This is a genomic window from Hydrogenophaga pseudoflava (assembly GCF_004353865.1).
In the GTDB taxonomy this organism is placed as follows: Bacteria; Pseudomonadota; Gammaproteobacteria; order Burkholderiales; family Burkholderiaceae_C; genus Hydrogenophaga; species Hydrogenophaga pseudoflava.
This window is the reverse complement of sequence record NZ_CP037867.1, coordinates 1,814,334-1,828,209: the sequence shown is the minus strand read 5'-3', so window position 1 is coordinate 1,828,209 and position 13,876 is coordinate 1,814,334. Positions and strand designations below refer to the sequence as shown.

13 protein-coding genes are annotated in these 13,876 nt (G+C 69.3%); 7 read left to right on the top strand and 6 right to left on the bottom strand.

The window, feature by feature from the left end:
- Positions 1–6 precede the first annotated feature (6 nt).
- Positions 7–1,953, top strand: coding sequence for a DNA mismatch repair endonuclease MutL (mutL, locus tag HPF_RS08910; RefSeq protein WP_133156376.1), 1,947 nt, complete (start codon positions 7–9; stop codon positions 1,951–1,953).
- A gap of 157 nt (positions 1,954–2,110) precedes the next feature.
- Positions 2,111–3,454 (top strand): NADP-specific glutamate dehydrogenase, encoded by a 1,344-nt coding sequence (gdhA, locus tag HPF_RS08905; RefSeq protein ID WP_066150724.1) that lies wholly within the window; start codon positions 2,111–2,113, stop codon positions 3,452–3,454.
- Positions 3,455–3,457: 3 nt separating this feature from the next.
- On the opposite strand, the gene HPF_RS08900 is transcribed toward gdhA, so the two are convergent.
- A complete protein-coding gene (locus HPF_RS08900) occupies positions 3,458–3,859 on the bottom strand; it encodes a GreA/GreB family elongation factor (protein ID WP_133156375.1) in 402 nt (133 codons plus the stop codon).
- 353 nt (positions 3,860–4,212) lie between these two features.
- On the opposite strand from HPF_RS08900, the gene HPF_RS08895 reads away from it, so the two are divergent.
- From HPF_RS08895 to HPF_RS08880, 4 genes are all read left to right on the top strand, one after another.
- Positions 4,213–5,055: an alpha/beta hydrolase gene (locus HPF_RS08895; protein ID WP_133156374.1), complete on the top strand. Its 843-nt coding sequence runs from the start codon at positions 4,213–4,215 to the stop codon at positions 5,053–5,055.
- A gap of 64 nt (positions 5,056–5,119) precedes the next feature.
- A complete protein-coding gene (locus HPF_RS08890; protein WP_207959337.1) occupies positions 5,120–6,376 on the top strand; it encodes a Bcr/CflA family efflux MFS transporter in 1,257 nt (418 codons plus the stop codon).
- Positions 6,366–7,340 (top strand): tRNA (adenosine(37)-N6)-dimethylallyltransferase MiaA, encoded by a 975-nt coding sequence (gene miaA, locus HPF_RS08885; protein WP_133156373.1) that lies wholly within the window; start codon positions 6,366–6,368, stop codon positions 7,338–7,340. Before HPF_RS08890 ends, miaA begins: the two co-directional genes overlap by 11 nt.
- Positions 7,337–7,990: an ABC transporter ATP-binding protein gene (locus HPF_RS08880; RefSeq protein ID WP_066150709.1), complete on the top strand. Its 654-nt coding sequence runs from the start codon at positions 7,337–7,339 to the stop codon at positions 7,988–7,990. The genes miaA and HPF_RS08880 overlap by 4 nt, the downstream gene beginning before the upstream one ends.
- On the opposite strand, the gene HPF_RS08875 is transcribed toward HPF_RS08880, so the two are convergent.
- The 5 genes from HPF_RS08875 to HPF_RS08850 all read right to left on the bottom strand — a co-directional run bounded on the left by HPF_RS08875 (position 7,987) and on the right by HPF_RS08850 (position 12,674).
- A complete protein-coding gene (locus HPF_RS08875) occupies positions 7,987–9,258 on the bottom strand; it encodes an ROK family transcriptional regulator (protein ID WP_371836588.1) in 1,272 nt (423 codons plus the stop codon). The two genes, HPF_RS08880 and HPF_RS08875, sit on opposite strands and share 4 nt — an antisense overlap.
- 21 nt (positions 9,259–9,279) lie before the next feature.
- On the bottom strand, positions 9,280–9,732 hold the full coding sequence (locus tag HPF_RS08870) for an RbsD/FucU family protein (protein WP_079365966.1): 453 nt from the start codon (positions 9,730–9,732) through the stop codon (positions 9,280–9,282).
- A gap of 9 nt (positions 9,733–9,741) precedes the next feature.
- The gene (locus tag HPF_RS08865) at positions 9,742–10,533 is read right to left on the bottom strand and encodes an ATP-binding cassette domain-containing protein (RefSeq protein WP_133156372.1); all 792 of its coding nucleotides are present in this window, start codon (positions 10,531–10,533) and stop codon (positions 9,742–9,744) included.
- Entirely contained in the window at positions 10,533–11,492 is a 960-nt protein-coding gene (locus HPF_RS08860; RefSeq protein ID WP_133156371.1) for an ABC transporter permease, read from the bottom strand. The genes HPF_RS08865 and HPF_RS08860 overlap by 1 nt, the downstream gene beginning before the upstream one ends.
- 198 nt (positions 11,493–11,690) lie before the next feature.
- A complete protein-coding gene (locus HPF_RS08850) occupies positions 11,691–12,674 on the bottom strand; it encodes a sugar ABC transporter substrate-binding protein (protein WP_066150697.1) in 984 nt (327 codons plus the stop codon).
- 169 nt (positions 12,675–12,843) lie between these two features.
- Here HPF_RS08850 and HPF_RS08845 point away from each other — a divergent pair, with 169 nt between their 5' ends.
- Entirely contained in the window at positions 12,844–13,851 is a 1,008-nt protein-coding gene (locus HPF_RS08845) for a PfkB family carbohydrate kinase (RefSeq protein WP_243721709.1), read from the top strand.
- Positions 13,852–13,876 lie beyond the last annotated feature (25 nt).

The following is a 13,876-nucleotide window of genomic DNA, read 5'->3' as shown; positions in this document are numbered from 1 at the left end:
CCTAGAATGCCCCGGGTGAACGCCCCCCTGCCCGCCCACCGCCGCCCCATCCGTGAACTTCCCGACGAGCTGATCAGCCAGATCGCGGCCGGCGAGGTCGTCGAGCGCCCCGCCTCCGTGGTGCGCGAACTGGTGGACAACTCGCTGGACGCCGGTGCCACGCAGATCACCGTGCGGCTGCAGGCCGGCGGCATCCGGCTCATCAGCGTGGAGGACGACGGCATCGGCATCCTGCGCGAGGAACTGCCCACCGCGCTCAAGCGCCACGCCACCAGCAAGATCGCCAGCCTGAACGACCTCGAAGCCGTGGACACCATGGGTTTCCGCGGCGAGGCACTGGCCGCCATCTGTTCCATCGCCGAGGTCTCGGTGCTGACCCGCACCGACGAAGGGGCCGCCCACGGCTGGCTGCTGGACGGCCGCAGCGGCGAGCTGCAACCCACCGCCCGCGCGCGCGGCACCACGGTCGAAGTGCGCGAGCTGTTCTTCGCCACGCCCGCGCGGCGCAAGTTCCTCAAGTCCGAAAGCACCGAGCTGGCCCACTGCATCGAGGCCGTTCGCCGCCACGCGCTGGCGCGGCCCGAAGTGGGCTTTGCCATCTGGCACGACGGCAAGCTGGTCGCACAGTGGCGCGCCGTGGCGCCCGACCTGGCCGGTGGCGAACACCTGCTGGACGCGCTGCGCCGGCGCCTGGCCGACGTGCTGGGCGAGGAGTTCATCGAAAACGCCGTGGCGGTGAACTGGCCGGCCAGCGATGTGCCGGGCGAAGAAGCCACCGCCGGCGGCCAGCAGCGCCTGCGCGTCTGGGGTTTTGCCGGCGTGCCCGACGCGGCCCGCTCGCGCGCCGACTGGCAGTTCGCCTACGTCAACGGCCGCTTCGTGCGCGACAAGGTCATCACCCACGCCGCGCGCAGCGCGTATGAAGACGTGCTGCACGGCCACCGCCAGCCGGTGTACGCGCTGTACGTCAGCATCGACCCGACGCGCGTGGACGTGAACGTGCACCCGACCAAGATCGAGGTGCGCTTCCGCGACAGCCGCGAGGTGCACCAGGCGGTGCGCCACGCGGTGGAAGGGGCGCTGGCCGCGCCGCGCTCGGCGCAGACGCTGCCCGTCACTGGCCCACTTTCAGCGACGCCGACCGAAACGCCCGCTTCCACCTTCCTCGCCACGGTGCCGCGCCAGCAGCCCCTGCCCTGGCGGCCCGAGGCGCCGCAGGCGGGCCAGCGTGTGAGCGACCTCGAAGCGCTCTGGCGCCCGGCCGAACGGATTGCGGCGCCGCTGGACGCGCCCGACATCCGCCGCGCCGAACCGGTGTTCGCACCTACCCCGGCCACGCAGGAAGCGCCCGCCCCCCTGCCCGACGGCGAATGGCCGCTGGGCCGCGCGGTCGCCCAGCTGCACGGCGTCTACATCCTGGCCGAGAACGCCCAGGGCCTGGTGGTGGTAGACATGCATGCGGCGCACGAGCGCATCGTCTACGAGCGCCTCAAGCAGCAGCTGGACGCGCACCAGATCAGCAGCCAGCCGCTGCTGATCCCGGCCACCTTCGCGGCCACGCCGGAGGAGGTCGCCACCGCCGAAACTGCAGCCGAGGTGCTGGCCCAGCTGGGGCTGGAGATCGTGCCGTTCTCGCCCAGGACCCTGGCCGTGCGCGCCGTGCCCACCACCCTGGCCGCCGGCGACCCGGTGGAGCTCGCCCGCAGCGTGCTCGCCGAACTCAGCCAGCACGACGCCAGCACGGTGGTGCAGCGCGCCCGCAACGAGCTGCTGGCCACCATGGCCTGCCACGGCGCGGTGCGCGCCAACCGCCGTCTGACCCTGGACGAGATGAACGCCCTGCTGCGCCAGATGGAAGTGACCGAGCGCAGCGACCAGTGCAACCACGGCCGGCCCACCTGGCGCCAGCTGGGCATGAAAGACCTGGACGCGCTGTTCCTGCGCGGCCGCTGACAAACCGCACCAAACGTGAGCACAACCGAGGGAAAGCCCTCGGTTGTGCGGCTTTCGCTCGCACCATTAGTGGGCCTCACGCCGCATTCATGTGCCTTTTGGATCATGAAATGCGGGTTTTGCATACTCTCATGCACTTTTCTGGAGCATCACACGCATGAAATACGCCTCGGTCCACGACTTTCTTTCCCACGTTGAAGCCCGCAACCCGGGTCAGCCCGAGTTCCTGCAGGCGGTCACCGAGGTGATGGAAAGCCTCTGGCCCTTCATCGCCGCCCACCCCAAGTACGCCGAGCAAGGACTTCTCGACCGCTTGGTCGAGCCCGAGCGCGTGGTCATGTTCCGCGTCTCCTGGGTGGACGACCACGGCCAGGTGCAGGTCAACCGCGGCTACCGCATCCAGCACAGCATGGCGATCGGCCCCTACAAGGGCGGCATCCGCTTCCACCCCTCGGTGACGCTGTCGGTGCTCAAGTTCCTGGCCTTCGAGCAGACCTTCAAGAACGCGCTGACCACCCTGCCCATGGGCGGCGGCAAGGGCGGCTCGGACTTCGACCCCAAGGGCAAGAGCCCGGCCGAAGTCATGCGCTTCTGCCAGGCCTTCGTGATGGAGCTGTTCCGCCATGTGGGCCCGGACACCGACGTGCCGGCCGGCGACATCGGCGTGGGCGGCCGCGAGGTCGGCTACATGGCCGGCATGTACAAGAAGCTGGCCAACAGCGCCGCCAGCGTGTTCACCGGCAAGGGCCTGTCCTTCGGCGGCTCACTGGTCCGCCCCGAGGCCACCGGCTACGGCACGGTGTATTTCGCGGAAGAGATGCTCAAGACCCGCGGCAAGTCCTTCCAGGGCATGCGCGTCTCGGTGTCCGGCTCGGGCAACGTGGCGCAGTACGCCGTCGAGAAGGCCATGGCCCTGGGCGCCAAGGTGGTCACCGTCTCCGACTCCAGCGGCACCATCGTCGACGAAGACGGCTTCTCGCCCGAGAAGCTGGCCATCCTGATGGACGTGAAAAACCACCACTACGGCCGTGTGAGCGACTACGCAGAGCGCACCGGCGTGAAGTTCGAGGCCGGCAAACGCCCCTGGCACGTGCCGGTGGACGTGGCCCTGCCCTGCGCCACGCAGAACGAGCTGGACGAAGCCGATGCACGCACCCTGATCGCCAATGGTGTGCTCTGCGTGGCCGAAGGCGCCAACATGCCCTCCACCATCGAGGCCGCCAAGGCATTCGAAGCGGCCGGCGTGCTGTACGCACCGGGCAAGGCGTCGAACGCCGGCGGCGTGGCCACCTCGGGCCTGGAGATGAGCCAGAACGCCATGCGCCTGAGCTGGACGCGCGAAGAGGTGGACGCCCGCCTGCTGCAGATCATGCAGGGCATCCACGCCGCCTGTGTCAAGCACGGCCAGCGCGCCGATGGCAGCGTGAGCTACATCGACGGCGCCAACATCGCCGGCTTCGTCAAGGTGGCCGACGCCATGCTGGCGCAAGGCGTGGTCTGACGCTCAGGTGGTGTAGTCGCCGCTCGCCTCGGGCTGGAACAGGATGGCCGTCACCCGGGCCGAGCGGGGCTCGCCCTGCGGCGTGTGCCAGTGCGCGCGCCCACCGACGCGCAGCCCCAGCAGGCTTGCGCCCACCGGAGACAGCACCGAGATGAAGCCTTGGGCCGGCTCGGCGTCTTCGGGATAACACAGGGTGAGCTTGCGAGGCGCCGTTTCGCCCGCTTCGAGGATTTCGATCTGCGAATACATGGTCACCACGTCGGCAGGCACCTCGGGTGAGGGCACCTGCTCGGCCAGATCAAGCGCGTCGGGCAGACCAGCGGGCATGCGGTGGGCGCCCAGCTTGTGCAGGCGGACGAGATCAAGCTCGGTGACGATGCGGTCACCACGGAAAAACAGGGACATGTCGGCTCCAGAAAAGGCCCGTCCCGGCCGAGCAGGCGGGGGAACGGCTATGCGCTCTGGTCGAGGGGCCCGGCGATCGCGCGTGGCGCGGATGAGTGGGAGAGGAAGGGGATCGCCGGGCTCAGGAATGTGCGGCCGTCGCGCCACCACCTGAGGTGTGGACGGGCACGCGCACACCCGGTTCCGTCGCAAGAGGCGACAGAACGCGACACGGGGTCGTCGGGTGGTGGATGCGCAGCATGGGCGGCAATGTAGGCAGGACGGGCGCCCGTGTCAACCGGTGAGTGCCCGGCGGCGACCGGCCGGCGCGCCGGCAGTGAACTTTCCACCGGCCCGGAGGATCGTGTAAGCCCATGAAACGCCTGATCGCCCTCGTCCTGCTCTCGGCCGCCGTGCTGGCCGGTTGCGCCACCCTCGACGAACGCCAGCGCGGCTGGATCTTCCAGCCCTCGGACCGCAGCTGGTGGCGCGGCGAAGAGGCGGCGCAGGGCATGCAGGACGTGTGGATCGAATTCCAGTCGCAGGAAACCGGCCAGCCGGTGAAGCTGCATGGCCTGTGGAGCGCGCACGAGCGCTTCGCGAGCGACCCCAAGGCCCCCGTGCTGCTCTACCTGCACGGCGCGCGCTTCAACGTGGTCGGCTCGGCGTTCCGCGCGCGGCGCATGCAGGAGCTGGGCTTCTCGGTGCTGGCGGTGGACTACCGTGGCTTCGGCAAGAGCACCAACACCCTGCCCTCGGAAACCATGGCCTACGAGGATGCGCGCGCCGCCTGGGACTGGCTGGCCCGGCAGTACCCCGACCGGCCGCGCTACATCTTCGGCCACTCGCTGGGCGGCGCGATTGCCATCGACCTGGCGGCCCAGGTGCAGGACGAGGCGGGCACCCTGGTCGAGGGCACCTTCACTTCTATTCCCGACGTGGTCAGTTCCTACAAGTGGGGCTGGTTGCCGGTCGGCCCGCTGATCACCCAGCGCTTCGAGACCGTGGAACGGGTCAAGAAGATCGGCTCGCCGCTGCTGGTGGTGCATGGCAGCGAGGACCGCACCATCGCGCCGGAACTGGGCCGCAAGCTGTTCGAGGCGGCCACCGGCCCCAAGCGCTTCGAGCTGGTGGAGGGCGGGTCGCACCACAACACCAACGCGGTGGGGCAACCGCAGTACCGCACCGCCTTGGCCGAGCTGTTCGGAATGAAGTGATCCCCCCGCGCCGCCTTCGGCGTCGTTCCGGTTGAACATGAGGGCATCTGCTAACCTCAATCGGATGTCCGCTCCCCGTTCCGCCATGTCGCCCGGCCTGATCGTGCTGGTGCTTTCGCTGCTGCTGGGCCTGCAGCCGGTCACCACCGACCTCTACCTGCCCGCCCTGCCCTCGATCACCCAGGGCTTCGGCGCCAGCATGCCGCAGGCGCAGCTGACGCTCACCGCCCTGCTTCTGGCCTTCGGCCTCTCCCAGCTGGTCTGGGGACCGCTGTCCGACCGCTTCGGCCGCCGCCCGGTCCTGTTGCTCGGAACCGCCCTGTATGTACTGGCCGCGGTGGGCAGCACGTTTTCAGCGTCGATGGAGCAGCTCATCGTCTGGCGCATCCTGCAGGGCATGGCCATGGGCGCGGGCGTGATGTGCGCGCGCGCCGTGGTGCGCGACCTGTATGCGCCGGTGGATGGCGCTCGGGTGATGTCCAAGGGTCTCACCGGCCTGGGCGTGATCGCCTGCGCAAGCGCGCCGGTCGGCGGTCTGCTGGCCGACCTCGCCGGCTGGCGGGTGGCCCTGTTGGCACTGGCGGTGTTCGGCGCCGGCACGCTGGTGCTGCTGGTCTGGCGCTTCGATGAGACCCTGGCGCAGAAGAACCCGCGCGCGCTGGAGCCGCTGACCCTGCTGCGCACCTGGGGCGGCATCCTGCGCCACCCGACCTTCTGGGCCTTCACCCTGCTCTCGGCCACCTCCTACGGCGGCCTGTTCACCTTCCTCGCCGCCTCGTCGTTTGTGTTCATCGGCGTGCTGGGCCTGAGCAAGACCGCCTACGGCCTGCTGATGCTGGTGATGTCGCTGTCCTACATCGTGGGCACCTTCCTCTGCCGCCGCCTGCTGCAGAGCCTGGGCGTGCGGCTCACGGTCGCCATCGCCGGCGGCTGCACCCTGCTCGCGGGCAGCACCATGGGGCTGCTGGCGCTGGCGGGCATCCAGCACCCGGCCGCCATCCTCGGCCCCTTCGTCCTGTTCATGCTCGGCCATGGCGTGCACCAGCCCTGCGGCCAGAGCGGCGCCGTCGGCCCGTTCCCGCAGGCGGCCGGCGCGGCCTCGGCCATGAGCGGCTGCCTGATGATGCTGACCGCCTTCTTCATGGGCGGCTGGCTCGGCAAGAGCCTGGCCGAAAACCCGGGCAGCGTGCGGCCGCTGACCGATGGCCTGTGGTTCTGGAGCGTGCTGATCGCGCTGACCGCCTGGACCCTGGTGCAGCGCCATGGCGAGGTGAAAACGCCGCCGGTGCGCGTCACCACCGGAGCAAGCGATGCCCGCTGAGCCCGTGCGCTGCATTGCGCTCGCCGGTCCCACCGCCAGCGGGAAAAGCGCCACCGCGCTCGCCATCGCCCAGCGCTGGCCGGTCGAAATCATCAGCGTCGATTCGGCACTGGTCTACCGGGGCATGGACATCGGCACCGCCAAGCCCTCGCGCGAGGAACAGGCGCAGGTGCCGCACCACCTGATCGACATCACCGACCCACTGAACGCCTACAGCGCGGCCGACTTCGTGCGCGACGCGCAGCGGCTGATCCAAGAAATCCGGTCTCGCGGCCGCACGCCGCTGCTCGTGGGCGGCACCATGCTGTATTTCAAGGCCCTGATGCAGGGCCTGGACGACATGCCGCCCGCCGACGCCGACGTGCGCACGCGCATCGAAGCGGCCGCCGCCGCACACGGCTGGCCAGCGATGCACACCGAACTGGCGAAAATCGACCCGGCCACCGCCGCCCGGCTTGCGCCCAACGATGCCCAACGCATCCAGCGCGCGCTTGAAGTGTTTGAGGTGTCGGGCCGTCCGATTTCGTCGTTCCAGACCGGCGACCGCCGGACGGCGGACAACCCGGTTCCGGAAGGCGCCTTCCTCAGCCTGGAACCCGCCGACCGCGGGTGGCTGCACGGGCGCATCGCCCAGCGCTTCGACGCCATGCTGGCCGACGGCTTCGTGGACGAGGTGCGGCGCCTGCGCGCGCGCGGCGACCTGCACCCGGACCTGCCCTCGATGCGCTGCGTCGGCTACCGCCAGGCCTGGGAGGCGCTGGACGCCGCTGCCGACGCGCCGCTGAATGCGGCCCAGCAAGCCGAACTGCGCGACCGCGGCATCTTCGCCACGCGCCAGCTCGCCAAGCGCCAGATCACCTGGCTGCGCTCGATGCCGAAGCGGCGCGTGATCGCCTGCGATGCGCCCGATGCGCTGGCGCGGGTGCTGGCGGAGGTCGCGCCCCTGATGGAAGGCCGGTCATGAGTCTGGTGATCCAGGATCTGGGCAAACGCTACGGCGACACACCCGTGTTTTCCAACGTCTCCCTCACCGTCGCCCCCGGTGAGTTCGTCGCCATCGTCGGCGAGTCGGGCGTGGGCAAGTCCAGCCTGCTCAACTGCATGGCGGCGCTGGACGACTGGCAGGACGGGTCGATCTCCCTCGACGGCACCGACCTCGGGCGGCTCAACGAAACCCAGCGGGCCCACTGGCGTCGCGAGGCGCTGGGATTCGTGTTCCAGGCCTTCCACGTGCTGCCCCACCTGGACGTGGCACAGAACGTCGGCCTGCCCTTGCTGCTGCTCCAGCGGCCCGATCCGGCGCGGGTGGCGCAGGTGCTGGAGGCGGTCGGGCTGGCGGGCCTGGGCGAACGGCTGCCGGCCCAGCTCTCGGGCGGTCAGCTGCAACGCGTGGCGATTGCGCGTGCGCTCGTACACAAGCCCCGCCTGATCCTGGCCGACGAGCCCACCGGCAACCTCGACCCGTCCACCGCGGCGCAGGTGATGGACCTGCTGCAGGCGCAGACGCGGGAGAACGGCGCCTCGCTGATCCTGGTCACCCATTCAGAACACGCCGCGGCGCGCGCGGACCGCACACTGCACCTGACCGCGCAGGGCCTGGCGCCCGGCGTCTAGACCTTCAGGAACAGATCCCGATCCGGCGCAAAGCTCGCGTGCAGCGGCAGCAGCGCCCCGCCGAGCGCACGCGCGTCGGAGCCGATGGTGCCGAGTTCAAGCCGGGGCATCGCGAGCAGACCTTCGGGGTTGTAGGCCTTGAGCGCCTCACCGGTGCGTTGCCAGAGTTCGCGCAGCAGGTCGGGCACCACCACGCCATCGATCACCACCGCCTCCACGTCGAGGAAAGCAGTGCCCGCCACCACGCAGTGCGCCAGCGCCAGCGCCGCACGATCGATCCACTCGCGGGTGTAGGGCAGCCAGTGGCCGGCCAGGGCGCGCGCATCGTAGGCGGCCATCGGGTCCAGCCCGTGTTCGCGGAAGCGCTGCTCCAGGTCCCACAGTGAGGCCTGGCTGATCAGCTGCGGCGGCAGTTCGCGCGGGTTCGCCGACGCGGCCACCTGCAGCGGCAGCGAGGCCACTGCACCCGCGTTGCCGTTCACGCCGCGGTGCAGGTGCGAGTCGATCACCAGCCCGCCGCCGACGAAGGTGTCCATGAAGAGATACAGGAAGCTGTGCAGGTCGCGCCCACGCCCCTGCAACAGCTCGGCCACGCAGGCAGCCGAGGTGTCCTTGGCAAAGCTGACCGGCAGCTCGGTCATGGCCTGCACCTCGGCGGCGAGGTCGAGGTGGGTCCAGGCGTCGGACTGCGCCTCGGTCAGGCCCAGCATGCGGTGCCAGCCGCCCAGCTGGAACGGCGCCGCCACGCCCACGCCGACCACCCGGCTGCGCAGACCGCCCAGGTCGTCGAGCAGGCGGTTGAGGTTCTTCTCGATTTCCGGCAGCAGCGACGCCGCGTCCGGGAACGGATAGGCAATCGACAGGCGCTGGCGCACCCGGCCGAGAAAGTCGACCAGCAGCCAGTCGGCGCTGCGCCGGCCGATCTTGATGCCCACGGCAAACGCGCCGTCGGGGTTCAGGCCCAGCGGCACCGAGGGCTGGCCGACCCGGCCACGCACCGGCGCTTCGCGCACCAGCAGCTGGTCTTCGTCCAGCCGCGCGGTGATCAGGCCGATGGTCTGTGCCGTGAGGCCAGTCAGCCGCGCCAGCTCGGCCTTGGGCATGCTGCCATGCACCCGCAGCGCCTGCAGCACGACGCGGTCGTTGAACTGGCGCATGCCAATCTGGTTCGATCCGCGCTGGCGCAGGCGCGGGGCGTCGCCCGCGTCGGCGCCGCTGTCCGGCGCCGACGGATCGGCCTGCCCTGGGGGGTGCTTGTCTTCGCTCACAGCCGCCGAGTGTGACACGCCTCAGGGCCGCAAGGCCTGGCCCAGCACACCCTTGCGCAGCAGCAAGTTGCCCCAGGGCTCCAGCTCGCCGGTGACGACGATGGCGTAGGCCTTTTTCACCCGCTCGTAGAACGCGTAGCGCTCCACAGCCTGCACCCGTTCGGGCGGCAGACCGGCCGATGCGAGCACGGCCACAGCCTCTCGTTGCAGGGCCGACCGGTAGCCTTCCGGCGTGTCACCCACCTGCATGTACGCCACCGGATGGCTCACGTCCTCGGCCAGGGGAAACACGCTCACCACCGCCTCCAATGTTCGAAGCATGCCGACACCCGGCAGGCGCAGCACCGGCTTGCCGGCGCCCAGGCTCATGGCGGTGAAATTGGCATCCGCCAGCACCACCGCGTCGTCGTGCCCCATCTCGGCCAGCAGCTTGAGCAGCTCCGGGCTGAGCAGGGGATCAATTCCTTTGAGCATGGTGCGTCCTCAGGCCAGACATTCCGCGGGCAGCGTCGCGGGATCGCGCGCGCCCGTCATCACCGCCACCGTGTCGCTCATGCTGATCGTCTTGGGGTTGACCACGCAGGCGCGCTTGCCCAGGCGGGCGATGTGGATGCGGTCGGCGATCTCGAACACGTGCGGCATGTTGTGGCTGATCAGGATGACCGGCAGGCCCTTGTCGCGCACGCGGCGGATCAGTTCCAGCACCATGTTGCCTTCCTTCACGCCCAGCGCGGCGGTCGGCTCGTCCAGGATGACCACGTGCTGCGCAAAGGCCGCGGCGCGGGCCACCGCCACGCACTGGCGCTGGCCGCCCGAGAGGGTCTCCACCGCCTGCGTCATCGAGCGGATGCCCACCTTGAGGTCGGCCATGCGCTGCACGGCGATCTCCAGCATCTTCTTCTTGTCGAGCATGCGCAGGGTGCTGCCCAGGAAACCCTCGCGGCGCATCTCGCGGCCCAGGAACAGGTTCTCGGTGATGGTCATGGCGGGGGCCACGGCCAGGTCCTGGTAGCAGCACTCGATGCCGGCGCGGCGCGCGTCGATCGGGGTGTTGAAGTGGATCTTCTGGCCGTCCAGGAATATCTCGCCCTCGTCGGGGATGGTGGCGCCGGACAGCGCCTTGATCAGGCTGGACTTGCCGGCACCGTTGTCGCCGATCACGGCCAGGATTTCACCGGCGCGCAGCTCGAAGTCGGCACCGTCGAGGGCGGTGACCTGGCCGTAGCGCTTGACCAGGCCCTTGGCCTGCATCACGAGTTTGTGGGAAGTGCTCATTACCGGGCTCCTTTGCGGGAGAGTTGGTCCACAGTCACGGCGATGATCACCAGGATGCCGGTGATCAGCACCTGGTACACCGACGAAACACCCATTAGCGTCAATCCGTTGCGCAGCACACCGACCACGATGGCACCGACCAGCGAGCCGAGGATCATGCCGCGGCCGCCGAACAGGCTGGTGCCGCCCAGCACCACGGCGGTGATGGCGTCCAGGTTCTCGGTCTGGCCGGCGTTGGGGTCGCCGACTTCGGTGCGAGCCACCAGCAGCAGCGAGGCGATGCCGTAGAACACGCCGGCCAGCACATACACCCACAGCAGCACGCGGTCGGTCGGGATGCCGACCAGGCGGGTGGCTTCGGGACTGTTGCCCACGGCGTAAACATGGCGGCCCGAGGCGGTTTCGCGCAGCCAGAACCAGGCGCCCAGGTACAGCAACACCATCACCACGGTGCCGTAGGCGACCGGCGCGCCGGCGATGTCGAAGGTGCCGCCCAGCGCGGTCATGAAAGGCGGCAGGTCGGAAACGGTCTGCGCACCGGAATACAGCTGGGTGATCGCGAAGGCGATGTTCATCGTGCCCAGGGTCACGATGAAGGGCGGCAGCTTGATGCGCGTGACCAGCAGGCCGTTGATCAGGCCGAAACCGGCGGTCACACCGATGCCGCAGAGGATGGCCAGCGGCGCCGGCACGCCCAGCTCGACCGCGAACTTGGTCATCACGATGCTGCCCAGGGCCATCACCATGCCGCACGAGAGGTCGATGCCGGCGGTCAGGATGACCAGGGTCTGGCCGATGGCGATCACCCCCACCACCATGACCTGCTGGAGGATCAGCGCGAAGTTGGCGCCGGTGAAAAAGTTGTCGGTGGTCATGCCGAAGATGGCACAGGCGATCGCGAGGGCAATGAAAGGCCCCATCTGGCTGATGGGAGGCAGCCGGTCCTTGAAAGAGCTCATGACGAGATCTCCGGTAGAGAGCAAACAGAGAAAAGAAAAGGGCGCCCTTGCTTCGCCGGGACTCCTGGTTCCCGGTTCAAAGGGGCGCCCCCGGCGCCTTGGTGGCGAAGATGAAGACCCGGCGCCGGGCCGCGCCAAGCCGGGTCAGCCCCCCTGGGGGGCAGCGACCCGCGAAGCTGCGGAGCGTGGGGGCTCAGATCACTTTTTGTCGCCCCAGCACAGCTCGGTACCGACCTTCACGTCCTTGCTTTCCACGCCCGGCACAGCCTTGGCGGCGATCAGGGTCACGCCGGTGTCGACGTAGCCGAACGCCTTCTTGCCGCCCTTAGCGTACTCAACGCCCGCGGCCACGCCCATGGCGGCCATCTTCAGCGGGTACTGCTGGCTGGTGGCGGCGATCACGCCCTTGCCCACATCGGCCACACCGGCGCAGCCGCCGTCGACGGACACGATGATCACGTCCTTTTCCTTGCCGGCCTTCTTCAGCGCGTTGTAGGCGCCGGCTGCGGCGGGTTCGTTGATGGTGTAGACCACGTTGATGGCCGGGTCCTTCTGCAGGCAGTTCTCCATCGCGGTCTGGCCCTTGGCCTGGTTGCCGTCGGTGTCAGCGGCGCAGACGGTCTCCGGTGTGGACGACAGTTCGTTGGACTTGGCGTCGTTGGCCTTCAGGCCGAAACCGGTCATGAAGCCGTTGTGGCGCTGGGCACCGACGGGGTGGCCGGGGAACAGGTCGAGCATGGCGATCTTGGCGGGCTTGCCACCCAGCGCGGCCTTGGCGTACTGGCCGATCAGGATGCCGGCCTTGTAGTTGTCGGTGGCGAACAGGGCGTCGGCGCCGTCAAACGGGCTGTCCAGCGCGATCACCTGCACGCCCTTGGCCTGGGCCTTCTTGACAGCGGGAATGATGGCGTCGCCGCTGGCCGTGATCAGAATGGTCTTGGCACCGGCGGTGACCATGTTCTCGATGGCGGTGATCTGGGCGGCGGTGTCGCCATCCTTCTTGCCGGCGGCGGTCATCAGCTTGGCACCCAGCTTCTTGGCTTCCGCCTGCGCACCTTCCTTCATCTTCACGAAGAAGGGGTTGGTTTCGGTCTTGGTGATCAGGCCGATCACGGGCTCGGCGGCGAAGGTGGAACCAGCGGCCAGGGCCAGGGCGGTGAAGGCGAAAGCGACTTTTTTCACAGATGTCTCCTGAGGAGGATGGATGGGATCAGACGTTGTTGAACCAGGTTTTCTCAGCCGCCGGACCTTCGGGTTAGCCCGAGTCCGGCTGCGGAGTGACTGAACTATAGTTGCTGGGCGTTAAATAAATCAATTGGATTTAGTTATGGTCTTCCCTACTTCCGACCAAATGCAGCCCAACACCCCGATCACCGTCGCCACCGCCGGCGAGGCCCTGATGGACATGATCCAGGAGGCCGACGGCCGGCTGCGCCCTTGCGACGGTGGCGCGGTCTACAACCTCACCCGCGCGCTCGGCCTGCAGGGCGTGGGCACGCTCTACCTGAACCCGCTCTCGCAGGACCGCTTCGGCCGCGGCCTGGCCCACGCCATCGCGCGGGCCCGCGTGACGCTGGCCCACCCCGAGCCGGCGCACGAGCCCACCTCGCTGGCCGTCGTCAGCCTGGACGAGGCCGGCAAGGCCAGCTACAGCTTCTACCGCGAGGGCGTGGCCGACCGCCGCGTCGACGCCGCCACCATGAACGCGCAGTGCGCGGCGCAGCCGGCGCTGAAGATGGTGGTCACCGGCTGCCTGGCCCTGGTGGCCGACGACACGCACAAGTACCTGCCCTGGCTGCAGGCGCAGCGCGCCGCGGGCAAGCTGGTCGTGGTGGACGCCAACCTGCGCCCCGCCATCGTGCCGGACATGGCGGCCTACCAAGCCAGCGTGATGGCGGCGCTGGGCGAGGCCGACATCGTCAAGGTCAGCGACGACGACCTGGCCATCCTCGGCTTCACCAACCCCGACCCGCTGGTCGCCGCGCGCGAACTGCTCGCCAAGACGCCTGCGCGCTGGCTCGCACTGACCCTGGGCGCCAAGGGCGCGGTCATCCTGGCGCGCGACGGCGGGGCCTGGCAGGCGGCCGAATCACAGCCCGTGCAGGTGGCCGACACCGTGGGCGCGGGCGACAGCTTCCTGGCCGGCATGCTGGTCGCGCTGCTGGACCGCCCCGCCATGCGCGCCGCGAAGACCGCCGCCGAACTGACCCTGGACGCCGCCGACGTGGAAGACCTGCTGGCCAATGCGATTGCCTGCGCCAGCCTGTGCGTGATGGAAACCGGCTGCGTGCCGCCCACACGCGAACAGGTGCTGCAGCGCCTGGCCGGGGGCCGGCCGCATTTCAAGGCCCTCGCCTGAGAGCCCTGCCGCGGTGCGCGCAGCC